At 63.4% G+C, this 25,717-nt stretch carries 23 protein-coding genes; 13 read left to right on the forward strand and 10 right to left on the reverse strand.

What is annotated here, in order from left to right:
* The first annotated feature begins 124 nt into the window (after nt 1–124).
* The 7 genes from ACLFLU_RS13240 to ACLFLU_RS13270 all read left to right on the forward strand — a co-directional run bounded on the left by ACLFLU_RS13240 (nt 125) and on the right by ACLFLU_RS13270 (nt 7,804).
* A complete protein-coding gene (locus ACLFLU_RS13240; RefSeq protein ID WP_426412620.1) occupies nt 125–1,669 on the forward strand; it encodes an ABC transporter substrate-binding protein in 1,545 nt (514 codons plus the stop codon).
* Nucleotides 1,670–1,676: 7 nt separating this feature from the next.
* Nucleotides 1,677–2,627 carry an ABC transporter permease gene (locus ACLFLU_RS13245; protein WP_426412621.1) on the forward strand — a complete coding sequence of 317 codons (951 nt, stop codon included), beginning with the start codon at nt 1,677–1,679 and terminating at the stop codon, nt 2,625–2,627.
* Nucleotides 2,614–3,483: an ABC transporter permease gene (locus tag ACLFLU_RS13250; RefSeq protein WP_426412622.1), complete on the forward strand. Its 870-nt coding sequence runs from the start codon at nt 2,614–2,616 to the stop codon at nt 3,481–3,483. Before ACLFLU_RS13245 ends, ACLFLU_RS13250 begins: the two co-directional genes overlap by 14 nt.
* Nucleotides 3,480–4,472: an ABC transporter ATP-binding protein gene (locus ACLFLU_RS13255; RefSeq protein ID WP_426412623.1), complete on the forward strand. Its 993-nt coding sequence runs from the start codon at nt 3,480–3,482 to the stop codon at nt 4,470–4,472. The genes ACLFLU_RS13250 and ACLFLU_RS13255 overlap by 4 nt, the downstream gene beginning before the upstream one ends.
* Nucleotides 4,469–5,440: an ABC transporter ATP-binding protein gene (locus tag ACLFLU_RS13260; RefSeq protein ID WP_426412624.1), complete on the forward strand. Its 972-nt coding sequence runs from the start codon at nt 4,469–4,471 to the stop codon at nt 5,438–5,440. The genes ACLFLU_RS13255 and ACLFLU_RS13260 overlap by 4 nt, the downstream gene beginning before the upstream one ends.
* A gap of 79 nt (nt 5,441–5,519) precedes the next feature.
* Complete coding sequence (locus ACLFLU_RS13265) at nt 5,520–6,587, forward strand: alcohol dehydrogenase (protein ID WP_426412625.1); 1,068 nt, start codon at nt 5,520–5,522, stop codon at nt 6,585–6,587.
* A gap of 137 nt (nt 6,588–6,724) precedes the next feature.
* A complete protein-coding gene (locus ACLFLU_RS13270; RefSeq protein ID WP_426412626.1) occupies nt 6,725–7,804 on the forward strand; it encodes an isocitrate/isopropylmalate dehydrogenase family protein in 1,080 nt (359 codons plus the stop codon).
* Between the two features lie 28 nt (nt 7,805–7,832).
* Here ACLFLU_RS13270 and ACLFLU_RS13275 read toward each other — a convergent pair whose 3' ends face one another.
* Nucleotides 7,833–9,113, reverse strand: a complete 1,281-nt coding sequence (locus tag ACLFLU_RS13275) for an MFS transporter (protein WP_426412627.1) — start codon at nt 9,111–9,113, stop codon at nt 7,833–7,835.
* A 205-nt stretch (nt 9,114–9,318) separates the two neighbouring features.
* Here ACLFLU_RS13275 and ACLFLU_RS13280 point away from each other — a divergent pair, with 205 nt between their 5' ends.
* From ACLFLU_RS13280 to ACLFLU_RS13290, 3 genes are read left to right on the forward strand one after another with little or no spacing between them, the layout of a single operon-like run.
* The gene (locus tag ACLFLU_RS13280; protein ID WP_426412628.1) at nt 9,319–10,350 is read left to right on the forward strand and encodes a LacI family DNA-binding transcriptional regulator; all 1,032 of its coding nucleotides are present in this window, start codon (nt 9,319–9,321) and stop codon (nt 10,348–10,350) included.
* Nucleotides 10,351–10,371: 21 nt separating this feature from the next.
* Nucleotides 10,372–11,322, forward strand: a complete 951-nt coding sequence (locus ACLFLU_RS13285; protein WP_426412629.1) for an alpha/beta hydrolase — start codon at nt 10,372–10,374, stop codon at nt 11,320–11,322.
* Between the two features lie 26 nt (nt 11,323–11,348).
* Nucleotides 11,349–11,720 (forward strand): nuclear transport factor 2 family protein, encoded by a 372-nt coding sequence (locus ACLFLU_RS13290; RefSeq protein ID WP_426412630.1) that lies wholly within the window; start codon nt 11,349–11,351, stop codon nt 11,718–11,720.
* A 64-nt stretch (nt 11,721–11,784) separates the two neighbouring features.
* On the opposite strand, the gene ACLFLU_RS13295 is transcribed toward ACLFLU_RS13290, so the two are convergent.
* The 4 genes from ACLFLU_RS13295 to ACLFLU_RS13310 all read right to left on the reverse strand — a co-directional run bounded on the left by ACLFLU_RS13295 (nt 11,785) and on the right by ACLFLU_RS13310 (nt 15,837).
* Nucleotides 11,785–12,600, reverse strand: coding sequence for an enoyl-CoA hydratase (locus ACLFLU_RS13295; protein ID WP_426412631.1), 816 nt, complete (start codon nt 12,598–12,600; stop codon nt 11,785–11,787).
* A 108-nt stretch (nt 12,601–12,708) separates the two neighbouring features.
* Complete coding sequence (locus ACLFLU_RS13300; protein WP_426412632.1) at nt 12,709–14,010, reverse strand: L,D-transpeptidase family protein; 1,302 nt, start codon at nt 14,008–14,010, stop codon at nt 12,709–12,711.
* A gap of 376 nt (nt 14,011–14,386) precedes the next feature.
* Complete coding sequence (locus ACLFLU_RS13305; protein WP_027546544.1) at nt 14,387–14,758, reverse strand: helix-turn-helix domain-containing protein; 372 nt, start codon at nt 14,756–14,758, stop codon at nt 14,387–14,389.
* A 29-nt stretch (nt 14,759–14,787) separates the two neighbouring features.
* A complete protein-coding gene (locus ACLFLU_RS13310) occupies nt 14,788–15,837 on the reverse strand; it encodes a LysR family transcriptional regulator (protein WP_426412633.1) in 1,050 nt (349 codons plus the stop codon).
* Nucleotides 15,838–16,319: 482 nt separating this feature from the next.
* On the opposite strand from ACLFLU_RS13310, the gene ACLFLU_RS13315 reads away from it, so the two are divergent.
* On the forward strand, nt 16,320–16,586 hold the full coding sequence (locus tag ACLFLU_RS13315; protein ID WP_027528892.1) for a hypothetical protein: 267 nt from the start codon (nt 16,320–16,322) through the stop codon (nt 16,584–16,586).
* Nucleotides 16,587–16,795: 209 nt separating this feature from the next.
* Entirely contained in the window at nt 16,796–17,527 is a 732-nt protein-coding gene (locus ACLFLU_RS13320; RefSeq protein ID WP_426412634.1) for a cytochrome c biogenesis CcdA family protein, read from the forward strand.
* Between the two features lie 22 nt (nt 17,528–17,549).
* On the opposite strand, the gene ACLFLU_RS13325 is transcribed toward ACLFLU_RS13320, so the two are convergent.
* The 3 genes from ACLFLU_RS13325 to ACLFLU_RS13335 form a co-directional block, all read right to left on the reverse strand.
* Complete coding sequence (locus ACLFLU_RS13325; protein WP_426412635.1) at nt 17,550–18,644, reverse strand: amidohydrolase family protein; 1,095 nt, start codon at nt 18,642–18,644, stop codon at nt 17,550–17,552.
* Nucleotides 18,645–18,723: 79 nt separating this feature from the next.
* Nucleotides 18,724–20,181, reverse strand: a complete 1,458-nt coding sequence (locus ACLFLU_RS13330; protein ID WP_426413981.1) for a sensor histidine kinase — start codon at nt 20,179–20,181, stop codon at nt 18,724–18,726.
* A 189-nt stretch (nt 20,182–20,370) separates the two neighbouring features.
* Nucleotides 20,371–21,645: a serine hydrolase domain-containing protein gene (locus tag ACLFLU_RS13335; RefSeq protein WP_426412636.1), complete on the reverse strand. Its 1,275-nt coding sequence runs from the start codon at nt 21,643–21,645 to the stop codon at nt 20,371–20,373.
* Nucleotides 21,646–21,819: 174 nt separating this feature from the next.
* On the opposite strand from ACLFLU_RS13335, the gene ACLFLU_RS13340 reads away from it, so the two are divergent.
* Nucleotides 21,820–22,737: a dioxygenase gene (locus tag ACLFLU_RS13340; RefSeq protein WP_426412637.1), complete on the forward strand. Its 918-nt coding sequence runs from the start codon at nt 21,820–21,822 to the stop codon at nt 22,735–22,737.
* Nucleotides 22,738–22,748: 11 nt separating this feature from the next.
* On the opposite strand, the gene ACLFLU_RS13345 is transcribed toward ACLFLU_RS13340, so the two are convergent.
* Entirely contained in the window at nt 22,749–24,482 is a 1,734-nt protein-coding gene (locus ACLFLU_RS13345) for a protein kinase domain-containing protein (protein ID WP_426412638.1), read from the reverse strand.
* Between the two features lie 67 nt (nt 24,483–24,549).
* The gene (locus ACLFLU_RS13350; protein WP_426412639.1) at nt 24,550–25,389 is read right to left on the reverse strand and encodes a formate/nitrite transporter family protein; all 840 of its coding nucleotides are present in this window, start codon (nt 25,387–25,389) and stop codon (nt 24,550–24,552) included.
* Between the last annotated feature and the right edge of the window lie 328 nt (nt 25,390–25,717).

Below are 25,717 nucleotides of genomic sequence, written 5' to 3' on the forward strand. Positions count from 1 at the left end.
ACGCCGCGCACGTGCGGCATCGAACCCCCTGTGTTCCTCTTGCCGTGGCGCGCATTTGTCGCCAAGCTCGCCCCCGAGTCATTCCAACGATCCGAAACATCGGACGAGGATCCCGGGAGGAACCATGACGAACATCGCCGCCGCAGCGTGCAAGCGCGCGCCGATTTTCCTTGTTGCGGCATTTGCGCTTCTTCCGCTGGCTACCCCAGTGCACGCGCAGAAGCCGGGCGGCAGCATCACCGTCGGCCTGGAGCTCGATGTTCCCGGCTTCGATCCGCTGAAGGTTGGCGTGTACGACGCGGCGGTGCTCACCCCGGCGGCCGCGATCTTCGACACGTTGACCTATCTCGACGACAAGGGCGAGGCGCAGCCCAAGCTTGCGCTGTCCTGGACGCATTCGGACGACTTCAAGACCTGGACGTTCAAACTGCGCCCCGGCGTCAAGTTCCACGATGGGACGCCTTTCAACGCCGAGGCGTATAAGGCCAATTTCGACCGGCAGAAGGATCCCGCCAACAAGTGCCGGTGCGCATTCTACATCGCTGCCGTCAATAACGTTCAGGCGCCTGACGAGCTGACGGTCGTCTATAATCTCAACGATCCCTCGGTGAATTATCCGACGCTGGTGTCCTATCCCAACCAGAACGCCGCGGTGCATTCGCCGACCGCCTGGAAGACCAAAGGCGACGACTACAACCGGAACCCCGTCGGCACCGGGCCCTATATTCTGAAGTCATGGACCGCCGGCGATCGCATGATCCTGGAGAGGAATCCCGACTATTGGGACAAGGACAAGGTCTATCTCGATCGCATCATCCTGAAGCCGCTGCCCGACGCGCAGTCGCGCTTTGCAAGCCTGCAGTCGGGCGAAGCCGACCTCATCTGGGATGACGAATACGATCCCGACAACATTCAAAAAGCTCAGAAGGATCCGAAGCTGACCGTGCACAGCTACACGGGCTCGGGCGCTCAGGTCTACGCCTTCAATACAAAGACACCGCCGTTCGACGACGTCCGGGTGCGGCAGGCGCTGGTGATGGCGATCGACCGCAAGAAGATGTCACAGGCGATCACCAACGGGCTCGCCAAGCCTGCGACAAACCCCTACGGCGACGGCTCGTGGGTCAAGTGCAAGGATGACGGCGCATTGCCGCTCGACGTTGCAAAAGCCAAGGCCCTGATCAAGGAGTATGGCAAGCCGGTCGAGTTCAAGATGGTGGTCACGGCCACGCCGCGCGGCCGTATCATCGGCCAGGTGTTGCAGCAATTCTGGAAGAATGTCGGTGCCAGCATGGAGCTCGATCAGGTCGATCAAGCGACCATTCCGCCGCGAGCCTTCATGCGGCAATTCCAGCTCATCCCATGGCGCATCGTCGACCTCGCCGATCCCGATCCGCAGATGTTCGCCAACTTCCACACCGGCAGCCCGGTCGCGCTGGCAAATTACTCGAACCCCGAGCTGGACAAGCTCCTCGAGCACGCGCGCGTGACCGCCGAGGTCGGCCAGCGCACCGAGGATTATTGTGCGGCCACGCGCGTAATCAACAATGAAGCGATCTGGTTCTGGACCTTCCAGAACACGTATTTCGCGGTATCGAGCGCGAACATCAAAGGGCTGCCCAAGATGTATAGCGGGATGATCGACGTGTCCCGCGTCTGGAAGGAATAACCTGCGCATGGTCGCCTTCGTTGCGCGCCGCTTCCTGTACGTTGTTCCGGTCCTGCTCGCCGTCTCGTTGCTGACCTTCCTGATCGCCTCGCTGCTGCCGGGCGATCTTGCCTATGTCATCCTCGGCGATCAGGCGACGCCAGAGAAGGTTGCCGCGCTTCGCCACGATATGGGGCTCGATCAGCCGATCTGGTGGCGCTATCTGAGCTGGCTTGGTCATGTGCTCCAGGGCGATCTCGGCCGCTCGTTCCGCACCGGGCAGACCGTGCTGCAGGCGGTCTCCGAGCGCATTCCGGTCTCGCTCGAATTGATGCTGATGGCCGAATTCATCGGCCTTCTGATCGGCGTTCCTGTCGCCATCGCCTGCGCCGCGCGCGCCGGCGGCGCGTTCGATCGCTTCATGACCGGCAGCGCGTTTGCAATGCTGTCGATGCCGTCCTTTCTGGTTGCGATTCTGCTGATCTACCTGTTTGCAGTCGAGCTGCACTGGCTGCCGGCGACGGGCTACGTGCCGTTCACTGAAGAGCCGCTCGCGAATCTGCGCTTCTTCGTGCTGCCGTCGTTGACACTGGCACTCGCCGAATGGCCGGGCATCATGCGGGTGCTGCGCTCCGACATGATCGCGACCTTGCAGGAGGACTACATTGCGCTCGCCAAAGCAAAAGGCCTGAAGCCCTCGCGTATCCTGTTCGTGCATGCGCTGAAGCCGTCGTCGCTGACGCTGGTGACGGTCACCGGCATCAATATCGGCCGCCTGCTTGGAGGCACGCTGATCGTGGAATCGATCTTCGCGCTACCGGGCATCGGCCGGCTTCTGGTCGGGGCGATCTACACCCGCGACCTCGTCATCCTCCAGGGCGTGGTGCTGCTGGTCGCCTGCGGCTTCGTCCTCGTGAACTTCATCGTCGACATGCTCTACGCCGTGCTCGATCCGAGGATCCGCCATGGCCACGCTTGAGCTCTCGATGCAGGACGAGGTGTCGGCGCCGGTCCGGCGCAAGCGCAAGCTCGGGCTGCTGTTCTGGATCGCGAGTACCTGGCTCGCCGCCGTTCTTGCGCTCGCGATCCTCGCGCCGGTACTGCCGCTGCAGAACCCTGTAGACATGGACATGCTGGAGCGCCGCGCGGCCTTTTCGAGCGAGCACTGGCTCGGCACCGACGGCCTTGGCCGCGACGAATTCGCCCGGCTGATCTTTGGCGCGCGCGTATCGCTCACGGTGGGGCTGATCGCGCCGATGATCGGCCTGACGCTCGGCGGTGCGCTGGGCCTGCTTGCCGGTTATTTCCGCGGCCGGTTCGAGACGCTCGTGGTCGGCAGCATGGATGTGCTGCTCGCGTTTCCGCCGCTGATCTTCGCGCTCGCCGTGACCGCCTTTCTCGGCCAGTCCATTCCCAATCTCACCATCATCCTCGGCGTGCTCGGCATTCCCGCCTTCATGCGGGTGGCGCGTGCGGCGACGCTGACGCTGGCGCGGCGCGAGTTCGTGATCGCCGCCGAGGCGCTCGGTGCCAGCCATGCGCGCATCCTGCTGCGCGAGCTGCTGCCGAACGTGATCCTGCCGCTGCTCGCCTTCTTCCTGCTCGGCGTTGCCGTCACCATCGTGGTCGAGGGTGCGCTGTCTTTCCTGGGGCTCGGTGTGCCGCCGCCGATGGCAAGCTGGGGCAGCATGATCGGCGAGGGGCGCGACAGTCTCGACGTCGCGCCGCGGCTGGCCTTCCTGCCGGCGATCGGGCTGTTCATGACCGTGCTGGCGTTCAACCTCGTCGGCGACACCATGCGGGCACTGACCGACCCGCGTCAGGGGGCGCTGTGAGCACGCCGCTGCTGACTATCGAGGATGTCGGGGTCGAGCTGCCGACCCCGCGCGGCAATTTGCGCGCGGTCGATCATGTCGATTTGTCGCTAGAGGCGGGCCGTACGCTCGGCATCGTCGGTGAATCCGGCTGCGGCAAGACCATGCTGTCGCGCGCGATCCTTCAACTGCTGCCAAGGAAGGCGAAGCTCTCCGGGCGTGTGATGTTCGACGGCCAGGATCTGGTCCGGCTCGCGCCTGAAAGCCTGCGACGCCTGCGCGCGCGTGACCTCGCGGTGGTGTTCCAGGATCCCATGACCTCGCTCAATCCGGTGCTCACGATCGGCACCCAGTTGATGGAGACGATCCAGGAGCATCTCGAGCTCGACGGGCCGGCCGCGCGGAAGCGCAGCATCGAGTTGCTCGCCGCCGTCGGCATTCCCGCGCCGGAGCAGCGGCTCGCGCAATATCCGCATCAATGCTCCGGCGGCATGCGTCAGCGCATCGCCGTTGCGATCGCGCTGTCTTGCGAGCCGAAGCTCCTGATTGCGGACGAGCCGACCACGGCGCTCGACGTCACCATCCAGGCGCAGATCCTCGATCTGCTGGCGCGAGAGCAGCGCCGCCGCCACATGGCGATGATCATCATCACCCACGATCTCGGCGTTGTCGCGGGCCGCGCCGACGAGGTCGCGGTGATGTATGCGGGCAGGGTGGTGGAGCGCGCGCCGACGCAGGCGCTCTTCAAGCGCATGCACATGCCCTACACCGAGGCGCTGCTGGCGGCGATCCCGAAGCTTGATACAGCGCCGCATACACCGTTGCCCGCCATCTCCGGCCGTCCGCCCGATCCGACGCGACCGCTCAAAGGCTGCTCGTTCGCGCCGCGCTGCCGCTATGCGGCCGGGCGCTGTCACGAAGCCAAGCCGGAATTGAAGAGTGCCGAGATGCCGGGCCATCTTTACGCCTGCTTCCATCCGATCCAGATGGCGGAAGGGATTGGCGCATGATGCAGCTCGCCGTGCGCGATGAGCCGCTGCTGAACGTCGACAATCTCGTCGTCGAATATGGTCTCGGCAACAAGACCGTGCACGCCGTCTCCGGCGTCAGCCTTTACGTTGCCCGTGGCGAGACGCTGGGGCTGGTCGGCGAGTCTGGCTGCGGCAAGTCGACGCTGGGGCGCGCGGTGCTGCAATTGCGCCGCGCCAAAAGTGGCCGCGTGCTGTTCGACGGCGAGGACCTCACCGCGATGGAGGGCGAGGCGCTGCGAAAAATGCGCCGCCGCGTGCAGTTGATCTTCCAGGACCCGATCGCTTCGCTCAATCCGCGCCGGCGCATCGGTGACATCGTCGCCGAGCCGTTGATCATCGCCGGTGTCAAGGATGCCGCCGAGCGCAAGCGGCGTGTTCACGAGGTGCTCTCCGCGGTTGGGCTCGATCCCGATCTCGTGGCAGGGCGCCTGCCGCACGAGTTCTCCGGCGGACAGTGCCAGCGCATCTGCATCGCGCGATCGCTCGTGCTCAACCCCGAGTTCATCGTCTGCGACGAGCCGGTCTCCGCGCTTGACGTCTCCATCCGCGCGCAGATCCTCAATCTGCTGGAGGAGATGAAGACGCGGTTCGGCCTGACGCTGCTGTTCATCGCGCATGACCTTGCCGTGGTCAAAGCGGTCAGCGATCGCGTCGCGGTGATGTATCTCGGCCGGCTCTGCGAGGTCGGCCCGTCCGAGCAATTGTTTGCAAAGCCCGCGCATCCCTATACCGGGCTGTTGCTGGAAGCGATCCCGGTGCCTGATCCGGATGTGCGTCCCGCCGAGAGTGTGGCGATCGGCGAGCCGCCATCGCCGATTGCGCCACCGTCCGGTTGCCGCTTCCGCACCCGCTGCCCGCGGGCGGACCAGCGATGCAGCGCGGAGATACCGGAGTTGCGTGAGGTCGCGCGCGGCCAGTTCGTAGCTTGCCACCATCCGCTGGGCTAAACTAAGACAGGTCCCGGGTTTGTCTCGCCTTGCCGGCCGTGGCATGGTGGCGCGACGAAGAGTATGCCGGGAGGACGCCATGAAGAGTTTCAAGGTCGCCGATTTCAAGGCGCCGCTGCAAGAGTTCGACGAGGCGACGCCGCAACCGTCGGGCACGCAGGTGCTGATCAAGGTGAAGGCCGCCGGCGTCTGCCACAGCGACCTTCACATCTGGGAAGGCGGCTACGATCTCGGCCATGGCCGCAAGCCGCTCTCGCTGAAAGACCGCGGCATCAATCTGCCGCTGACCATGGGCCACGAGACCGTGGGCGAAGTTTTGGCGTTCGGACCTGACGTGAAGCCGACCGACCAGGGCGGCCTCAAGCTTGGCGATGTCGGCCTGGTCTATCCCTGGATCGGCTGCGGCAAATGCGCCACCTGCCTCGCCGGTGACGAGAACATGTGCCTGACGCCGCGCTCGCTCGGCGTCTATTGCGACGGCGGCTATTCCGATCACATGCTGGTGCCGCATCCGCGCTATCTGCTTAACCTTAGGGGTCTCGAACCCGCGTCGGCCGCGCCCTATGCCTGTTCGGGCGTCACCACCTACAGCGCACTGAAGAAGGTCGAGCAGCATTTTGATACGCCGATCGTGATGTTCGGCGCCGGCGGTCTCGGCCTGATGGCGCTGTCGCTCTTGAAGGCAATGGGCGGCAAAGGCGCGATCATGGTCGATATCGACGCCAGAAAGCGTGAAGCGGCGGAAAAGGCCGGCGCGCTCGCGACCGTCGATCCCAAGGCGCCGGATGCGCTGGAGCAATTGGCGAAGAAAGCGGGCGGCCCGATCCGCGCCGTGATCGATCTCGTCGGCAATGCCGCGACGACACAGCTCGGCTTCGACTGCCTGACCAAAGGCGGCAAGCTCGTCATCGTCGGCCTGTTCGGCGGCGGCGCGACCTGGGCCCTCCCATTGATCCCGATCAAGGCGGTGACGATCCAGGGCAGCTACGTCGGAAATCTGCGCGAAACGCAGGAGCTGCTCGATCTTGTCCGCGCGAAGAACATACCGCCGATCCCGGTGACGCGACAGCCGCTCAACAGGGCCAACGACGCGCTGGTGCAATTGCAACAGGGCGCGGTGGTCGGGCGCACGGTGCTGACGCCGTAACGAGCGCTCCATCCTCCGTCATTGCGAGCGTATCGAAGCAATCCAGAAATCCACCCGCGGAAGCAGTCTGGATTGCTTCGTCGCGAGAGCTCCTCGCAATGACGAAATCACTCTGACCTTCGCGCAGGAACGCCCTCATGCCCGCAAACAACGCCTTCCACATTGCCGTGCTCGCCGGTGACGGCATCGGTCCCGAAGTCATGGCGCCCGCGCTCGAGGTGCTGCGCAAGATCGAGACGAGGTCGGGCTTGCGCTTCCGCTTCACCGAGGCGCCCGCCGGTGCCAACAACTATCTCGCCACCGGCAAGTCGATGCCGGAGTCCACAATCAAATTATGCGAGGAAGCCGACGCGATCCTGCTTGGCGCCTGCGGCCTGCCGGCGGTGCGCTACCCCGACAATACCGAGATCGCGCCGCAGATCGAGCTGCGCTTCATCTTCGATCTCTATGCGGGCGTGCGCCCGGCGCGGCTGATTCCGGGCGTGCCGAGCCCGATCGTCGGCGCTGACAAGCGCGGCATCGATCTCGTCGTGATCCGCGAGTCCACCGAAGGCCTGTTCGCCTCGATGGGCAAGGGCGTGGTCACGCATGACGATGCGCGCGAGACCATGGTGATCACGCGCAGGACCTCCGAGCGGCTGTTCGACTTCTCGTTTCGCCTCGCCGAGCGTCGCAAGGCACGTGGCAAGCCGGGCAGCCTCGCCTGTGTCGACAAGGCGAATGTGTTCAAGGCGTTTGCGTTCTTCCGCGGCATTTTCGACGAGATCGCGAAGAAGCATCCCGGGGTGAAGACCGATCGCCTCTATGTCGACGCCTGCTCGGCGATGCTGGTCAAGCGGCCCTGGGATTTCGACGTGATGGTAATGGAGAACATGTTTGGCGACATCGTCTCCGACATCACCGCGAGCCTGATCGGTGGCCTCGGCATGGCGCCGTCGGCCGATATCGGTGACAAGTACGCCGTGTTCCAGCCGTGCCACGGCACAGCGCCCGACATCATGGGGCAGGGCAAGGCCAATCCCACCGGCATGATCCTGTCGGCGGCGATGATGCTGGACTGGCTCGCCGACAAGCACGGCATCGAGAGCGCGGCGGAAGCCGGCGAGCAGATCGAACGCGCGGTCGATCAGGTCTATGCCGGTGGTCTCAAGCCGATGGAATTTGGCGGCAGCAACGGTACCGCCGACATCGCGAAGGCGGTGATTGCGGCGCTCTGAAAGTCATCGGACGGCGTGGTTGCTTCACCTAATGGGTCGTGGCGGCCGCTTCCTCGAGGTCAGCGTCTCCAAGGGGAGCAACGCGATAGCGCCCCATTGACAAGAAGAGGGCCGCGGGGATGGCCTGCAATGCGACCAGCATCAAAAGCGGTGTGCCTGCGCCGCCAAAGCTCGCGCTGAGCTGCGCGAAAGCCAGTGGCCCAACGGACGCCCCGAGGAAGAAGGCAAACAGGAACCAGCCAAAAATACGCGACACCGCACCATTGCCGAAATAGCGGCTGGCCAGATAGGGCATAAGGTCCGTGTCGCCGCCGATAGCGAGGCCATTCAGGACCGTCGCGATCACGATCAGTGCCGGCATTGCGCTGAGCGAGTAAGTTGCGGCACAGACCGCAGTCAGCGCCAACGCGATCAAGCCGACGATCGGCGCGTGGATACGATCGAGCAGATAGCCGAATCCGATCCGACCGAACAGCACCGCGATGCCTGACGCCGCTTGAATCATGGCGACGTCGCCTACGCTCATGCCGGCCTTCTTGGTCAAGATGTAAACGATGTTGGGCGCGATGGCGTAGAATGTCATGCCCATGATCGCGAAGCTGATTGCGAGTTTCCAGAACACCGCGGTGCGCAGGATCGCATTGGTAGGCATGCTGTCATCAACAGCTCGCATCGGCGCTTTCCGGTCCGGCTCACGGTCGCCGTCGGGCAAGAGACCGTAAGGTTCCGGACTATCCTTGATCAGAAGACCAACGAGCGGCAAGCAAACGACAATCTCAAAGGCCGCAAAGGCGATAAGGCTGAACGACCACCCGTATGCGTCGATTAGCCGATGTGCGAGCACCGGGATCAGGAAAGAGCCGATGGCTTGTGCACTTGCGGCAAGGCCGAGTGCGAAGCCGCGCTTGCGATTGAACCAAAGGGCGATTGCTCTGGCGTACGACACCACGTTGGTGCCGGCGCTGATAAAGCCCATGAAGGCGAAGGCAAGATAGAGCTGCGTCAGCGAATCACCGATCCGGCTGAGCAAAACCAGCGACACCGCGAACAGCGCGATGCTCAGCATCGCGAAGCGGCGTGAACCCCAACGGTCGAGCGGCAGGCCACAAAGGGGATAGGCCAACATCTGCATGAACAGATAGATCGATGCCGCTTTGGCGACGTCGGGCTGGGTCCAGCCGAACTGCTTGGCCATCGCGCTCGCGAGCAAGGCAAATCCCGCGGCGAAGAACGGCACGGAGCCGAAGGCAATCCCAACGCCGGACCCGATCACCACGCTCCAACCGGGGAAGTAGCTGCGCTTGCCCATGACTTTGCCTCACCGAACATGAAATCAATTTCATAATTCAGTCCTACGCAGCTGATTTCGTCAAGAGCGACGACGGTCGAATTTACGGCAATCCGCCTTCGAAATCCCGAGAAGCAGCCTATTTTTCGCTCAACTCAGGCCAATGCTTGACTTCCTGACGGTCTCCCGTTACGCCTATGGCTCACTGAAATTGTTATCATAGACTATGCCCGGCACCATCAAGACGTCTGGAACCAGCCGCCTCGCGGAAGTCGCCCGTCTCGCCGCTGTGTCGCCGGCGACCGTCTCGCGCGCCTTCAATGCGCCGAACCTGCTGAATGGCGAGACGCTCAAGCGCGTCACCGACGCCGCTACCCGGCTCAACTACATTCCAGACGGCCTCGCGCGCTCGTTGCGCAAGAACCGCAGCATGGTGATCGGTGCGGTGATGCCCGCATTGCGCCACGCTTACTTCGCCAGCACGGTGGAGGGCCTCCAGTGCGAGATTGCGAAGCACGGTTATACGCTGCTGCTGGCCGTCTCCGATTTTAGCGAGGCCACCGAGCTTGCCGCGGTGCGCTCGATGATGCGCCAGGGCGTCGACGGCTTCATTCTGGTCGGCATGCAGCACGATCCGGCGCTGCTCCCGCTCCTGCGAGATCTCAAGAAACCGTTCGTCATCACCTGGTCCTACGACCAGACTATTGCCTCAGTCGGGTTCGATCATCGCAAGGCAATCCAGCCGGTCATCAATCATCTCCTCGATCTCGGTCACCGCGACATCGTCGCGACGATGGCTTTTCTCAACGTCAGCGACCGCGAACGCGAACGGCTGGCCGGCATCCAGGAGGCGTTCGCCAAGCGCGACCTGCAATTTACCGCCGATCGCGTGATCTATGCCGGCGGCAGCGGATTGCAGGACGGCCGTAACGCTTTTCGCACCGTTCAGGTACGCTTTCCCAAGGCGACTGCTGTGATCTGCGCCAATGATCTTCTCGCCGCTGGCACCATGATGGAATGCGCCGCGCGCGGCCTCTCGGTTCCCGGAGACGTATCCGTGGTCGGTTATGGCGACCTCGACATCGCGGCGGCGATGAATCCCGCCATCACCACGGTGCGCACGCCCGCCGACGAGATGGGCCGCCTTGCCGCCGAATGCCTGATAGGGCGGCTCGCTGGACGCGATGGGCTCGAACATATCGAACTAGCCACCGAACTGATCGTGCGCGGCAGTACCGGCCCGGCGAAAACCCTTTGAGCCGACACCAAGGAGATCACGATGATGGCCCCGTCTCGCCCGCATGCTTCGCAGCCTTTCGTCGACAAGATCTACGAGGTGGGTGTCACCAAAGATGTGACTTACGGCTTTGGCGGCGTTGACTACGTTGCCGGGCGGGGGCCGTCACGCTATCGCGCGCTCAAGCTCGACGTCTATCAGCCGCAAGACGGTCGGACGACGCCGCGGCCGGCGCTCATCCTGGCTTTCGGCGGCGCATTTCACCGGGGCTCCAAGGGTGTCGAGGTCTTCGAGGGAGAGAATCCGAGCACCGCGATGGCGGAATACTGCCTCGAATTCGCGCGGCGCGGCTATGTCTGCTTCTCCATCGACTATCGACTGATGCAGGAAGCGCCCGATCCTGGAGTCACGCCCATTCTGCTGCCAGGCCAGCCGCAGAACCGTGACCGCATCGATTTCGTGCGCAGTCTCTTGGGTCTTCCGCCGAGTACAGCAGAGATGATGAACGACACACTGGAGGCCGCAACCGACGACATGACCATGGCGGTCAATTTCGTGCGCAGTCGGTCGGGGCACTTCGGCGTCGATGTTGCGCGAATTGCCGTCGGCGGCTTCTCCGCGGGCGCGGCAATTGCGCTCAACTCGGCTTTCGCCGAACAGGCACCCGTGGCAGCCGTCATTGCGCTGTCGGGTCGCATTGCCGGCCCCACTATGCAGGCAAATTTGAAGTCGCGCGCTCACCTGCCCGCCGCGTTTGTCTCGTATGGCGAGAGCGACCTTCCGGTTATCCTCGGTGGCATCGATGAAATGCGCGCCCATTTCGACGGAGTCGGCCTCGGCAGCCTGTTTGTCCGTGTCCCCGACGCCAATCACTTTTATCTGCGCAGCGCGCCGTCCGCCGCAGCCGATGGCCGCATAGCGCCTCTGGAAGACCTGATGGCCGGCTTCCTGTACGACCATCTCGCGCTGGCGCGTCTCGCAGACGCCGCCTGACCTCTTCAGACTTTCCGGGTATGTCCATGGCCGAAATGACCGAACAAATCCTCCAGGCTTTCGCCGATGCGTGGAACAGGCACGACATCGACGCGCTGATGTCCTACATGACGGAAGATTGCGTCTTCGAGGCCAACGCCGGCCCGGATGTGGTCGGCACCTCATTTCGTGGGTACGACGACGTTCGCCGCGGCTTTCAACGCGCCTGGCAGATCTACCCTGACGCCCGCTGGATGGACGCCCGGCATTTCGTCAGCGGTGAGCGGGGCGCTTCCGAGTGGATTTTCTCGGGCACCGACAAGAGCGGCAACCGAATTGAAGTCGCCGGTTGCGACCTGTTTCAGTTTCGCGGTGACAAGATCGTCGTGAAGAACTCATTCAGAAAGCAGAGGGGCTAGCACAGCCTTTGTTGCCAGAATTCATTGTGATCGAGTTTTTTAGTGGCGCGACCGGATTCCGGGGCTACTGCCCCGAAAACTGCGGCTTGCGCTTCTCCATGAAGGCCTGCCGGCCCTCGCGAAAATCCGCCGAGTCCATGCAGGCCGTGCCGATCGCCTTGATCGCGGCCATGTCGCGCGCACTTTCGTCCTTCAGCACCTGCGCGATGGTGATCTTGGCGGCCTTGATCGCAAGCGGTGCGTTCTGCGAGATCGTTGTGGCGATGGCCATCGTCTCGCCCCAGAGCTGATCGTCCGGGATCACGCGTTCGACGAGGCCGATGCGCAGCGCTTCGGCGGAATCGATGCGCATGCCCGTGTACATCAGGAGCCGCGCCCAGGACGGGCCGACCAGCGACACCAGATGCTTCAAGCCGTCATAGCCATAGGCGATGCCGAGCCTGGCGGCAGGGATGCCGAACTGGCTGTCATGCGCGGCGACGCGGATGTCGGCGAGCATCGCGACCTGCATGCCGCCGCCGAGGCAAAAACCCTGGATGCAGGCAATCGTCGGCTTCGGGTAATCGGCGAGCAGCGCGCGCTGGGCGGCGCTGCGCTTGCCGTATTCCTCGGACGCCGCCGCATTGTGGCGGGTTTTCTCGAACTGGCTGATATCGGCGCCGGAGACGAACGCCTTGCCGCCGGCGCCGCGCAGGATCACGACGCGCACCGTGTCGTCGTCGCGCAGGCTCGTCAGCGCCTCGCCAAATCCCTCCCACATCTCCAGCGACATCGCGTTGCGCTTGTCGGGATTGTTGAAGGTGATCACACCGACGCCGTCGGTGATCTGTGTGATGATCTTGCCGTCGGCGTAGGGAGTTTGATGGGAGAGGTCAGTCATCGCGCGCTCGCTTGTCATGGGCGAGGCGCAATGTGCGACTATGGCGAGGGCCGGGTCAACCGCGACAGGGCAAGGGGCTCTGCATCCGCCCGTGCCGCGATTGCATGCCTACTGCGCCATATGCGCGGTCAGCGGATGGTTGCCGGCATTGCTGAAGAACGCGGCTTCTTCGGCGGTCGCCTCCAGCAACTGCTCGTCCTGGTTATAGACGTCGTTGCGGAACTGGATGGTCTGGTCCCTGGTCATCCACGCCGTCAGATAGATCCACGCCACCGGCACCTTCCTCGCCATGGCGACCTCCTGATGCTGACCGGTGGCAATCTCAGCGTCGATCGCGGCACGGCTCCATTTCGGCTGGTCCTTGAGCAGCCAGGCGGCGAGGTCGCGCACATTGTCGACGCGGGAGCAGCCATGGGAATCGAAGCGGTAGTCATCGCTGAACAGATTGCGCTGGTTGGTGTCGTGCATGTAGACCGAATAGGAGTTCGGCATGTCGATCTTCACTGCGCCGAGCGCGTTGAAGGTGCCGTTCTGCTGGCGCACGGTGAAGTTCGGCGTGTGTGTGCCCGACCAGTCGACCGAATGCGGATCGATCGGATTGTCGTGGCCGTCGAGCACCTCCATGTGCATGCGCGACAGATAGGTCGGGTCCTTGCGCATATGCGCGGAGATCTCGGTCTTGGCGATCGAGGACGGCACCGTCCAGGTCGGGTTCAGCACCACGCCGGTGATCTGGGCCGTCAGCGTCGGCGACGGCTTTTCTGTCTTGCCGACGATGACGCGATAACGCCGCACCACGACGTCGTTCTCGACCGCTTCGGCGAAGGCGGCGGGGATGTTGACGACGACATAGCGCGGGCCGAAGCTGAAATTGGTGTTTTCGAGCCGCTCGAGCGACGCCTCCAGCTGGCGGATGCGCTTTTGCACCGTGACGTTCATGGCCGCGAGCGTGCGCGGCGTCATCGTGCCCGTCGGCGCAAGACCGTGGCGGGCCTGGAAGTGCATCACGCCGTCGGCGAGATCGTGGTCGAAAGCGCCGCTCGCCTTCTCGGCAGCGAGGTCGCCCGAGAGGATCAGCCGCTTGCGGAGGAGGTCGTCATTGGCGCCCTGGACGCCGAGCGCAAACTTGGCGTCCGCAGGAATCGCCGGCCAGCCGCCGCGCACCGCGAGATCGGAATAGCTCAGCGCCGCGTCCTTGATGCGCTGGGCGGTGCCTTCGTCATAAGCCGGCTCATGCGTCAGCGCGAGTGCTGCGGCCGAGCGGCTCTCGGCAGTCGAAGCCGGTGCCGCAGTGGCAGCTTTGGGGGCGGCGGGTTTGGGGCCAGCCTGGCCCGTGGTCTCGGTCTGCGCGAGCGCAGCGGTGCTGGCGAGGAGGCCCATGGCAATGATCACGGCATGGCGTTTCGACATCTGTCTGGTTTTCCCCATCAGGCAATTCCCGGCCGCTGCTGCGTGCGCCGATTCGCGAAATCGGCGGGAAGCTAGGGCATCAGGGTTGCGGTCCCATTAAGCAGTGCATATCGAGGTCCCCGTACGTCCACGCGGAGGCTCTCGATTAGGTCGCAACAAGATTGGGACGGGTTCGCGTAAACCGCGGCGAATGGCGATAAAACGCCAAAAAAAGGGGCGGCCAAGCCGCCCCAAAAATCGAAGGCCGCGCGTAAGGTGCGCAAGCCCTTGGCCAGCCAATCAGGCCTCATCCTGCCAACAGGCCTCGCCCAATCCGGCCGCGCCCCCGTGACGCGGCGGATTGAACATTGGCCGTGATGGCCAGACCGTCGATCGATCAGGCTTCGTTCGCCGCGATCGATTCCATCAGCGAGACGAGCTGACGCTGCACCGTCTGATCCTTGATCTTGCTGTAGGCGCGCAGCAGGCGGAGGCTGAAAGCCGAGTCCAGGAACAGGAGGCTTTCGACTTCGCGAGCCTTGTTGTCGCCGTCATAGAAGAAGGTCACGGGCACATCGAGAGCGGAGGCGATCTGCTGAAGCCGAGCCGCGCCGACGCGATTGACGCCTTTCTCGTACTTCTGGACCTGCTGGAAGCTCACGCCGAGCTTTTCGCCGAGCTCGGCCTGCGAGATCTTCATCTCGACGCGCCGCAAGCGAATCCGCTTGCCAAGCTCAATGTCCGGCTTGCCGGCACTGCGCTGCTTCATTCTCTTCGCCGCTGCTTTCATTTTGGTTTTCACCTTTGTTCTTCGGTTGAAAATCCCCCGAAGAGCTGGGTCAGGGGTTCGCCCATATACGAGTCCTTGAATTCATGCGGGTGCACAAATTCTTCCTTAAACCACGGGAACCGAGCTGGATTGAAAGCTTCGATCAGCCAATCAATCATGTGCCGCACGCGGGGAATCCGGCCACTACCAGGGTGGTAGGACAACCAGATATCCAGCGGTCGGTTCAATTCGACCTCCAGTGGAATCAATTTCCCGCCAAGCGCAATGGCATAGCTCGGGAATACGCCGATTCCGGCGCCATTCGCGACAGCCCAGTAGTTGGCGCTTGAGACGTTGGTCTTCATGACCAGAAGGTCACGTTCCGGAACGCCCGGGAAGAAGCTCTCAAATGTTTCCTTGGCGGCGAGCTGGTCGGCGAATTGCAGCACCAGGCGGTGCTTGATCAATTCGAGGGCCGAGCGCGGCGTGCCGTGTTTCTCAAGGTATTTTTCAGAAGCCCAGAACATCAAATGCATGCGGCCGAGCCGCACCAGCTTGACGTCGAGCGCCGCCGGCCGCGACAGATGGATGGCGACGTCGGCCTCGTGACGGGAGACGTCCGCCGAGCGCATCGCGCAATGCAGGTCGACCAGGACCTTCGGATAGGCCTGCTGGAATTCCACCAGCCGTGGGGCGAGCCAGAAGGTGCCCAATCCCTCGGTGACGGCGACGCGGACCTCGCCGGTGAGGGCGTTGGCGGTCGAATCGCTGGTGCGCAGCACGTCGAAGGCGGCCGCCTCCATGCGCTCGACAGCGGAGACCACCAGCGCGCCTTCGTCGGTGAGATGGGTGCCGTGGACGTCACGGGTGAACAGTGTGGTGCCGGTCTGGCGCTCGAAATCATCGATTCGTCGGCGAACGGCGTTGATCGACAAGGACAAGCGTTCGGCCGCCGAGCGGAAACTGCCGCATCGAACGACTTCCAAGAAGATGCGGGCCGCATCCCAATCGGAGAGGCCGCTGATGTTTGTCTTTAGGCGTTCCTCCAGTGGAACGCCCCTTTCCGCCAAGGAGTGCATACAAGTCCCTTCGGGTCGCTAAACTGGCAGAATCTAGCGCAAACCACAACCACGACGGGTTGGGGAACGGTGAGTTTTGAACGCCATACTTACCGCGCCCGAAGTGGTATTTTAGTGTGATTGGGATCGGGAAGCGGGCTATTTGTCGCCCGGAAGAGGGGTACGCGTGCGTTCCGTTGCGAGCCTTACCATGGCTGCGGGATTGCCGGGTCCATGCGGACCGGAGGGCGTGCGAAATGCCGCGCGAGTTCGCGGGATGGATCGATCGCGCGGGCCCAGGTGCTTTAGCTTTAAGCGTTTCACCTCTCACCGTTCCGACCTGCACCGCGTGGTGATGCTGTCTGGAATCGCGGATTCGACGCGGAAACACACTGAAATCATATTCGAGGGCACTGAGTCCTCATGCTATCCTTGGCTCTCTATGGGGGCCGAGGGGATCGTTTCAAGCACGTCTCGCAGCCCGAATTAACGGAAAGAACGCCGTGTCGCATTCAGACGAACAGTTGCAGTCGGTGCTCGAGACGCTCGAGGAGTGCCGCAAGGTCCTCAATGAGAGCAACAGCCGTGAGTCGGCTGAGCTGCTCTCGATCGTCATCCTCGATGTCAGGATGAAGCTCAAAGGAATTGACAGTGCCGACCTCAAGGCGCTGTGCGACGAAATGCTGCGGAGCGCTGCCAGCGAACCGCTGCCCCCCTCCAAGCAGACGCAGGACCAGCCCCGGCGTCCGCTGCTCCGCGTGGTGAAGTAGCCGCGCGCCGCTGATCTCGCTTTTTGGCGAGGTTTGTGCGCGTCCCGATGCCGCATCTGTGATCGCAGACGGCATCGGGAGGAGCCCTGGTTTGATCGCGCCTCTGTTGCGCATTCCCCGGTATCGGCTACACCAGAGCCGGTTCGGCCCCGGTTGCGTGCGCATTTCCCGCGTCCAGCCCGAGGGCCCGGGATGGCTCCGACTGCATCATGCAAAATGTTTCGATCACGGCGGCGCTGATTGCCGGCCTCGTCAGCTTCCTCTCGCCGTGCGTGCTGCCCCTGGTCCCGCCCTATCTGATCTATCTCACCGGCGCCACGATCGAGCATGTCGAGAGCGATAAGCCGGCCTCGGCCTCCAAGCGCGCGATCATGATGGCGGCGCTGCTGTTCGTACTCGGATTCTCCACGGTGTTCGTGGCGCTCGGTGCCAGCGCCTCGCTGATCGGCGGACTGATCCGCGCCTGGTCGGCGGAGCTGTCGATCCTGGCCGGCATCGTCATCATCATTATGGGCCTGCACTTCCTCGGGCTGACGCGGATCGGCCTGTTGATGCGCGAGGGGCGCCTGACCGCGCCAAAACCTGTCGGCCTCTGGGGCGCCTATGTGATGGGGCTCGCCTTCGCCTTCGGCTGGACGCCTTGCATCGGCCCGATCCTCGCCGCGATCCTGTCGATCGCCGCGGCCGAGGCCACGGTAACGAAGGGCGCGGGGCTCCTCGCGGTCTATTCCGCCGGCCTCGGCATTCCCTTCCTGATCGCAGCCCTGATGATCGAGCAGTTCTCAAAACTGTTCGCGCGCATGAAGGGCCAGCTCGTCAATGTCGAGCGTGCCATGGGCGTGCTGATGGTCATCACCGGCATCGGCTTCCTCACCGGCGCGGTCTCCAATGTGAGCATCTGGCTGCTGGAGACGTTCCCGGCGCTGCAGACGATCGGGTAGGGCGCGCGTCCGGCTTGCGAGACTAAGCGCGCAACCTCGGAATGAGGCGCGTCGCATTCTCGTGGCCGACGGCATCAAGATCCACTGTTGAGAGGCCAAGCTTCTGCAATTGTGCAAACTGGCCAAAGCCGAAATAGGGGTAGTCGGTGCCGTAGGTGATCTGCGAAGCAGGCACGAGCTTAAGCAGCGCCGCCATTGACGGCGCGAACGTTGCGTTAGCGGTGTCGTAATGAAGACGGCGCAGCTCGCCCTCGATCCCCTCCGGCGCAAATTCCTTCAGGTCGGCCCGCGCGCCGTAGAACGAGTTGATCCGCCCGGCCATCATCGGGATCGTGCCGCCGGCGTGCGAGAACAGCCATTTGATGTCGCGATAGCGGGCAAATGAGCCGCTGAGCAGCAGGCTCGTCACCGTGCGCGTGGTGTCGTGCGGGACTTCGATCACCGCCGGAAACGTGCCGACGCTGAGAGCACTGCAGCAGTTCGCGACCAACGGATGCACATAGACGACCGCCTTGCGGCGATTGAGCTCCTCGAGCACCGGCCTGTAAGCGGCATTACCGAGCCATTTGTCGCCGTAGCTCGTCTGCAATCCAATCCCGTCCGCCTTCAATGTGTCGAACGCGTATTCGATCTCCTTGAGCGTGGCGTCGGTGTCCAGCATCGACAAGGTCGCAAACAGGCCGAAGCGGCCCGGATGGTCGCGCATCATCTCCGCCGCATAGTCGTTGCAGATCCGCGCGAGCCGCCCGGCTTCCGCAGGCCCGAGGTCGAACCACACGCCGGGGGTGGAGGCGACCGACAGGATGCCGGTGCGAACCCCGTTGCTGTCCATATCCTCGACCAGCTTCTCGCGGGTCCATGCGACCTGACCCGGGAAATGTGGCTGCTTGCGCGCGTCCTCGTAGCCGAGCCAGAGCTTTTGATATTCGGGCGGATAGAAATGCAGATGAGTATCGATCAGCGTTGGCCTGGTTTGGCCGAGTGCCGTAACGGACGGGAGGGTCGAAGCCAGGCCAAGTGCGCCGAATCCCGCAAGAAAGCCGCGTCGCGACCATTTCGGATCGCAACAGCTGCAGCTGCGGCCATGCCCTGGCGATTTTTGATCCCTCGTGTTCATCTTGCGATTCTCCGATGACGATATGACACAGCAAGGACCTTCGCACGGCAATGGGACTTCGCCCATCTGCAATCGTCGTTCATCGCGTTTCATCCAGCGCGCAAATCACCGTGCAGACGACGCCGCGCGGCAGGAAGTCGACCGTTGCCTCGCCGCCGAGCTGGTCGCGCGCGCTGCGCTCGATCAGGCGCGAGCCGAAGCCGCGCTGCACCGGTGCGGTCACCGGCGGGCCGCCAGTCTCGGTCCAGATTAGCCGGAGCCGCGGTTTGGGCGTATCTTCCACAATCTCCCAGTCCAGGGTCACCCGGCCGGTCTCGTTGGACAGCGCGCCGTATTTCGCGGCGTTGGTCGCGATCTCATGCACGATCATCGAGAGCACCACGGCAAGCCGCGGCGACAGTGGCACGGCGGGGCCGGCCATGCGGATGCGATCGGGACTTGTGAGCAGGAACGGCTGCAGCGCGCGCGCGATCACGTCGCGCAGCTCCGAGCCGGCCCATTTCTCCTGGCTGAGCAAATTATGTGCCTCGGCGAGCGCGCCGAGACGCCCCTCGAACTTGGTCCGCTCGTCGCGGCTGGCGCTGCGAAACGTCTGCACCGCGATCGCCTGCATCAGCGCCAGCGTGTTCTTGACGCGGTGGTTGAGCTCCTCGATCAGCAGATCGTGCAGCATCTCGCCGCGCGCAATCGTGGTCGCCATCCTGACTGCAAAGGTCAGGCCGATCAGCAGCAGCACGCCGCCGATCAGGCTGGTGATCGCGATGTTGCGCCAGAGCGGTGCGATCAGCGAACTCTCCGGAACGCCGGCGGCGACGGTCCAGCCGGTCAGATGCGATCGCGTATAGGCGGACGCGAGCAGAATGCCGTCGAGCGAGACCGACGAGAGTGCAGCCTCGTCGCTGCGAAACATTTCCGTGTAGAGCGAGGGCGAAGCGCGCTTGCCGAAGGTTTCGCTCGGATTGGGCACGCGGGCGAACACGGTGCCCGTAGTGTCGAGCAGGGAGACCGTCCACTCCTTGTCGGGCCGTTGCTTCTCGACGAGGTTCTGGAAAATGCCGATCGGCGGGCTGAAGCAGAGGTCGTAGACCACTTCGCCATCGTGGAACACCGGAACTTCGACGGTGAGAACCTGCCGATGGTTGTAGGCGCCGTTGAACAGGTCGGAATATTGCGGCGCCTTGGTCGAGAACAACTTCTCCACGATCGCGATGTTGCTACGTGGCGGCAGGCTCGCCGTGTCTTCCGTCGTGGAAGAAAACAGGATGCGTCCCTTGCTGTCGGAGACCAGCACCAGGCCGCCCTTGCCATATTGCTCAAGGAAGCCGAGCGCGATTGTTCGAAAATTGACGAAGTCATCGTTGCGCAGCGAATTCGTGAGCGCCAGAACCTGCAATCCGCCGGTCATCCGCTGCACCTCGGAATCCAGCACCAGGCGCATGCTGCGCACGTTCTCCAGCACGCGACGGGTCGCGTCGCTGCGGTCCTGCCTGTAATTGTAGACGGCGATGCCGACCGCGAAGACGATCAGCGGCAACATCGTTCCCGCGACCAGGAGAGCGAGCCGGACCGGCAGGGTGAGCTTTGACAAACGGGGATATCCCTGGCCCCGGCGCGACGGCGCCGGACAGGCGAAGCATAATGCAGCGCCGGTGTTCCGCCACTGCACTTTTCAGAGGGCTTGCGCGCCGGCGTCTGCGCGGCGCGCAGGTTGCAGTGCAAAAGCAGCTTACAGATTGCTCTCGGTGATCGCGGCGTAGACCATGCTGCGCAGCTCACGGCGAAGCGGATAGGCGCTCGACGGCAGCACCTGCGTCATGAAGATCGTGATCAGCTCTTCTGCCGGGTCGATCCAGAACGAGGTCGTGGCGGCACCGCCCCAATTGTATTCGCCGGGGCTGCCGGCGATCAGGGTTTCGGACGGGCGCATTGTCACGGCGAAGCCGAGACCAAAGCCGATGCCGTTATAGGTGGCTTCCGAGAACAGCGAGCGCGACATTTCCGGCAGCGCCTGTCCGCCCGGAATATGATTGCTCGTCATCAGCGCCAGCGTCTTCGGCCCAATCAGGCGGACGCCGCCAAGCTCGCCACCGTTCAGCAGCGCGCGGCAGAAGGTGAGATAGTCGGCCATCGTCGAGCACAGCCCGCCGCCTCCAGAGATGAGGGAGGGCGGTGACAGGAAAGAGCTCTTGGCCGGATCGTCCTGGAGCGTCAGGCCCTCGCGGCGCTGGCCGGCGTGGAAGGTGAATCCACCCGCGGGATCGGCGTTGTAGCAGGCGGCGAAGCGGTGCGCCTTCGAGGCCGGCACGTGAAAGTCGGTGTCGATCATGCCGAGCGGATCGAGAATCCGTGTTTTCAGGAACTGCTCGAACGGCATGCCCGAGATCTCGCCGACGAGGTAGCCGAGCACGTCGGTCGAGACCGAGTAATTCCACGCCTCGCCCGGCGAGAATTCGAGCGGGATTTTGGCAAGGCTCTCGATCATGGTCTGGAGCGTGCCGGCTTTCTCGACTTCGCCGATCTTCTCGGCGCGATAGGCGGCATCGACATTGGAGCGCTGCTGGAAGCCATAGGTGAGCCCCGACGTGTGGCGCAAGAGGTCGACGATCAGCATCGGCCGGGACGGCGGCCGGGTCAGGAAGTTGGGCGAGGTGCCGGCGACGAACACGCCAAGATTTTTCCATTCCGGAATGTATTTGGCGACAGGCTCGTCGATCGCGACGAGGCCTTCCTCGACCAGCATCATGAAGGCGACGCTGGTGAGCGGCTTGGTCATGGAATAGATGCGGTAGATGGTGTCGTCCTTGACCGGCGCCTTGCGCTCGACATCGGCAAAGCCCTGGACCGAGCTGTGCGCGACCTTGCCGCGGCGGTAGACCAAAAGATGCGTGCCGGGGAAACGGCCGGCATCGATGTATCGGTTCTTCAGATGGGCATCGACGCGGTCGAGCGCGGCCTTGGACATGCCCACGGATTCGGGCGAGGCGGGGGTAGGGGCGAGCATCAGTTCCTCCGGGCAGTTTCTCATGGACGTGATAGCCGAAATGGGGACCCCATTCCAAGCGGGTCGCGCTTAACGCGAGGCCGCCTACTGGTGTAGGCTCCAATCTGGAACGCCTCCAAGGAAGCCCCCAGGACCTGTAATGGGGCCAACGAGAAAAACGCAAGGCAGCGCATCATGACCCAGTTCAACGAGAGCGAGCTCACCGAAGCCGTCGTCAAGAGCTTCGACAACACGCCAAATCCGCGGGCAAAATTCCTGCTCCAGGAATTGGTGAAGTCGCTGCACGATTACGTGAGCAAGACCGGTCTCACCTTCGAGGAATGGGAATACGCCATCGACTTCCTGACCCGCACCGGCCAGAAATGCACCGACACCCGCCAGGAGTTCATCCTGCTCTCCGACGTGCTCGGCGTCTCCATGCTGGTCGATGCCGTCAACCACCGCGACCGCGATGGCGCGACCCAGACCACGGTGCTCGGCCCGTTCTATGTCGGCGAGCACAAGATCACCGCCCACGGTACCGACATCTCGCCAAACAATCTCACGGGCGAGCGGATGTTCGTGCAGAGCCGCGTCACCGATCTCCACGGCAAGCCGCTCGCAGACGTTCCTGTCGACGTCTGGCATGCCGACGATGACGGCTTCTACGATTCCCAGAAGGCGAATTATGACGAGGTCGGCGCCTCGGCGCGGGCGCGCTTCATCACCGACAGCGATGGCCGCTTCTTCTTCCGCACGATCCTGCCCTGCAGCTACCCGATCCCGACCGATGGCCCGGTCGGTGAGATGATCGTGCAGACCAAGCGGCATCCGATGCGCCCGGCGCATGTGCACTTCCTGGTCAACGCAAAGGGCCACGAGCCGCTGATCACCCACGTCTTCATGGACGGCGACAAATATCTCGATTCCGACGTGGTGTTCGGGGTCAAGGACGACCTCGTCGCCAAGGTCGAGCCGCGCAACGATCCGGCGATGCCCGACGGCACCAAGGCGAACGGGCAATGGCACCTGATGACCTACGAATTCCACCTCAAGCCGGGCGGCGGCATCGCGCCCAAGCCGCTGGGGACGAAGGCGGCCGAGCCGGCCTGACCGGGACAAATCTAGCGCCCGTGCAAGAGCGCGAGCAGAACGACGACGGCGCAGGCCAGGGTCACCGTGGTCAGCTTCCAGAACAGCAGCGGATTGCGCTCGATCAGGGGCGTGGTCCGCGTGCTGAGATAGGCCGGGTTCGGGATCCTGAGCTCGTAGGTGAATTCGGACAAATCCTCGTGGCGCTTGTTGGGATCGGGATGCAGCGCCTTGCGCAGCGCGCCGTCGATCCAGACCGGAACGGCGCGGTCGTCGTGGCTGGCCGGACGATATCTGAGCTTCCATGCGTCCGATCGTCCCCTGATGCGGGCGACCTGGGCGCCATATGGCAGCTCTCCGGTCAGCATCTGGTAGCAGATGGTCGCCAGCGCGAACATGTCCGATCGGGGCGAGCCGCCTTCGCCGAGGAAGTATTCCGGCGCGGTGTACTGCACCGTGCCGAGGATTTCAGCGTCGGCCGGATCTGGTGCCGCCTCGACGATTCCGGCGACCTTGACCGCCCCGAAATCGATGATCTTCGCGGTGCCGGTCTTGTCGATGATGACGTTGTCGGGCCTGAGGTCCTGATGCAGCATCTCCATGCGATGGAAGGCGCGCAGGCCCGCGGCGATCTGATCCACGATGCCGCGCACCGTCTCGAGGTCGGGACGCGGATTGTCCAGCATCCACTGCCGCAGCGTCTGTCCCTCGATGAACTCGGTCGCGACGTAGAGGTAGTTGCGTCGTTTGGACCGCGCGCGGGGTTTCAGGACGTGCGGGCTGTCGATGCGACGCGCGATCCATTCCTCCATCAGAAAGCGCTTCAGATAAGCGGGGTCGTCGCGAAGATCGATTGAGGGAATCTTCAAGGCGACCATCTCGTCGGTCTCGGTGTCGACCGCAAGATAGATGTGGCTGCGGCTGCTAGCGTGCACCTCCCGGACGATCCGGTAGCCGTCAAACAGCGCCCGCGGCTCCGGCAGCGGCGGAAGCGGCAGTTCGGCCGTGCTGCCAAACATGTCGGATGAGCCGGTCTGTGGCACCTCGTCGATCCGCAGGATCTGGACGGTGATGTTGTCGTCGCTGCCGCGCCGACAGGCTTCCTCGACGATGGATTTCGCTGCGCCATTGAGATCGCCGGCATAGGCATCGAGTGTGCTGGTGACAAAGCGATGATCGACGAATTCGTAGGCGCCGTCGGTGGCCAGCAGGAAGATGTCGCCTTGCTCGATATCGAGAGCCTGATAGTCGATTTCGATTTGCGGGTTGATCCCGAGTGCGCGGCCGAGATAGGTCCGATCCGACGAGGCGATGATGCGGTGGTCTTCGGTGAGCTGTTCGAGCGCCTTGCCGGCGACGCGGTAGATCCGGCAATCGCCGACGTGAAAGATATGGGCCGTGGTCGATTTGACGACCATTGCCGTGAAGGTGCAGACATAGCCCTTGTCGCGATCGTAGGCGTATTGGCTGCGGCGCGTCTCGGCGTGGAGCCATGAATTCGTGGCCTCCAGCACCCGTCGCGCCGAGGTCTTCACCGTCCAGGACTCGGATGTGCAGTAATAGTCGGTCAGGAAGCTCTTGACCGCGGACTCGCTCGCCACCTGGCTCACCGCGCTGCTCGAGATGCCGTCGGCCAGGACGACGGCGATCCCCTTCAGGCTCAACAGCGGCTCCGCCGGGATAAGGGCGCCGTGAAAGTCCTGATTGACCGGCTTGCGCCCCTTGTCGGAGTGCTGCCCGATCGAAATTCGCAAGCCCCGGCCCATCCTCGCCACCAATGCAAAGGGAGCCTCACCTTATCAGGCAAGGCTCCCTTGTTGACGTGCAATCCAATCAGGCCGCAGCGCGGGTCGAACTGCTGACTGCCGGCTGGCGCTTCGGCTTCGTCAGCACGTGCGTCGTGTAGAGCGTGAGGCCAGTGAAGGCGAGGCCGCCGACGAGATTGCCCAGCACGGTCGGGATCTCGTTCCAGATGAAATAATCCATGATCGAGAATTTGGCGTGGAGCATCAGGCCTGACGGGAACAGGAACATGTTCACCACGGAATGCTCGAACACCATGTAGAAGAACACCAGGATCGGCATCCACATCGCGATGACCTTGCCGGGCACCGTGGTGGAGATCATCGCACCGACGACACCGGTCGAGACCATCCAGTTGCAGAGCATGCCGCGGATGAACAGCGTCGCCATGCCGGCCGCGCCGTGCGCTGCGTAGCCCAGCGTTCGGCCTTCACCGATATTGCCGATGGCCGTGCCGACCTTGTCGGGATCCTGGGTGAAGCCGAACGTCGTGACGAACGCCATCATGAAGGCGACGGTGAGCGCCCCACCGAAATTGCCGATGAAGACAAGGCCCCAGTTCCGCAGCACGCCGCCGAGCGTGACCCCGGGCCGCTTGTCGATCAGCGCGAGCGGCGCGAGCACGAACACGCCAGTGAGGAGGTCAAAGCCCAACAGATAGAGCATCGAGAATCCGACCGGAAACAGCAGCGCGCCGACGATCGGCTGGCCGGTGTTGACGTTGATCGTGACGGCGAACCAGGCGGCCAGCGCCAGGATAGCGCCGGCCATATAGGCGCGGATAACCGTATCCCTGGTGGACATGAAGATCTTGGATTCGCCTGCGTCCACCATCTTGGTGACGAATTCCGAAGGTGCGAGATACGACATCAACAGCTCCTTTGCTCATGTGCGCGATCGACCCTGCCCGTGCCGGATCGACGCCTTTGTCAGACCAGTGAGCTTTCGCGCCCCGTGGGACGGCGTGCGTACCGGATAAGGACCATGCGCAAAGGGATAGCGTCACGATGACCGCGCCTTGGCGGACCAGCGAACAGGCTTCCCAGTGGCCTGCGGTGGCTTGGCGCTCCGGCTCACTGTCAGTCATCGTTGACTAAGCAGAATGGAAGCAATCGATGTGCCAGACGATCCGGCAACGACGCTCAGCATTCCGAGCCCGAACTTTGTCCGCGCTGGAAGGGGATAGCCCTCCTGGAGA

It is taken from the genome of Bradyrhizobium ganzhouense (assembly GCF_049949285.1).
Lineage (GTDB): Bacteria > Pseudomonadota > Alphaproteobacteria > Rhizobiales > Xanthobacteraceae > Bradyrhizobium > Bradyrhizobium ganzhouense.

Excerpts from the sequence above, each read along its gene's own strand:
- ACLFLU_RS13270 (WP_426412626.1), top strand. The coding sequence starts at position 6,725 with ATGCCCGCAAACAACGCCTTCCACATTGCCGTGCTCGCCGGTGACGGC.
- ACLFLU_RS13275 (WP_426412627.1), bottom strand. The coding sequence starts at position 9,113 with ATGGGCAAGCGCAGCTACTTCCCCGGTTGGAGCGTGGTGATCGGGTCC.
- ACLFLU_RS13310 (WP_426412633.1), bottom strand. The coding sequence starts at position 15,837 with ATGCACTCCTTGGCGGAAAGGGGCGTTCCACTGGAGGAACGCCTAAAG.
- ACLFLU_RS13285 (WP_426412629.1), top strand. The coding sequence starts at position 10,372 with ATGATGGCCCCGTCTCGCCCGCATGCTTCGCAGCCTTTCGTCGACAAG.
- ACLFLU_RS13335 (WP_426412636.1), bottom strand. The coding sequence starts at position 21,645 with ATGCTCGCCCCTACCCCCGCCTCGCCCGAATCCGTGGGCATGTCCAAG.
- ACLFLU_RS13340 (WP_426412637.1), top strand. The coding sequence starts at position 21,820 with ATGACCCAGTTCAACGAGAGCGAGCTCACCGAAGCCGTCGTCAAGAGC.
- ACLFLU_RS13300 (WP_426412632.1), bottom strand. The coding sequence starts at position 14,010 with ATGTCGAAACGCCATGCCGTGATCATTGCCATGGGCCTCCTCGCCAGC.
- ACLFLU_RS13330 (WP_426413981.1), bottom strand. The coding sequence starts at position 20,181 with ATGTTGCCGCTGATCGTCTTCGCGGTCGGCATCGCCGTCTACAATTAC.
- ACLFLU_RS13240 (WP_426412620.1), top strand. The coding sequence starts at position 125 with ATGACGAACATCGCCGCCGCAGCGTGCAAGCGCGCGCCGATTTTCCTT.
- ACLFLU_RS13350 (WP_426412639.1), bottom strand. The coding sequence starts at position 25,389 with ATGTCGTATCTCGCACCTTCGGAATTCGTCACCAAGATGGTGGACGCA.
- ACLFLU_RS13250 (WP_426412622.1), top strand. The coding sequence starts at position 2,614 with ATGGCCACGCTTGAGCTCTCGATGCAGGACGAGGTGTCGGCGCCGGTC.
- ACLFLU_RS13245 (WP_426412621.1), top strand. The coding sequence starts at position 1,677 with ATGGTCGCCTTCGTTGCGCGCCGCTTCCTGTACGTTGTTCCGGTCCTG.
- ACLFLU_RS13345 (WP_426412638.1), bottom strand. The coding sequence starts at position 24,482 with ATGGGCCGGGGCTTGCGAATTTCGATCGGGCAGCACTCCGACAAGGGG.
- ACLFLU_RS13260 (WP_426412624.1), top strand. The coding sequence starts at position 4,469 with ATGATGCAGCTCGCCGTGCGCGATGAGCCGCTGCTGAACGTCGACAAT.
- ACLFLU_RS13265 (WP_426412625.1), top strand. The coding sequence starts at position 5,520 with ATGAAGAGTTTCAAGGTCGCCGATTTCAAGGCGCCGCTGCAAGAGTTC.
- ACLFLU_RS13320 (WP_426412634.1), top strand. The coding sequence starts at position 16,796 with ATGCAAAATGTTTCGATCACGGCGGCGCTGATTGCCGGCCTCGTCAGC.
- ACLFLU_RS13325 (WP_426412635.1), bottom strand. The coding sequence starts at position 18,644 with ATGAACACGAGGGATCAAAAATCGCCAGGGCATGGCCGCAGCTGCAGC.
- ACLFLU_RS13295 (WP_426412631.1), bottom strand. The coding sequence starts at position 12,600 with ATGACTGACCTCTCCCATCAAACTCCCTACGCCGACGGCAAGATCATC.
- ACLFLU_RS13290 (WP_426412630.1), top strand. The coding sequence starts at position 11,349 with ATGGCCGAAATGACCGAACAAATCCTCCAGGCTTTCGCCGATGCGTGG.
- ACLFLU_RS13305 (WP_027546544.1), bottom strand. The coding sequence starts at position 14,758 with ATGAAGCAGCGCAGTGCCGGCAAGCCGGACATTGAGCTTGGCAAGCGG.
- ACLFLU_RS13280 (WP_426412628.1), top strand. The coding sequence starts at position 9,319 with ATGCCCGGCACCATCAAGACGTCTGGAACCAGCCGCCTCGCGGAAGTC.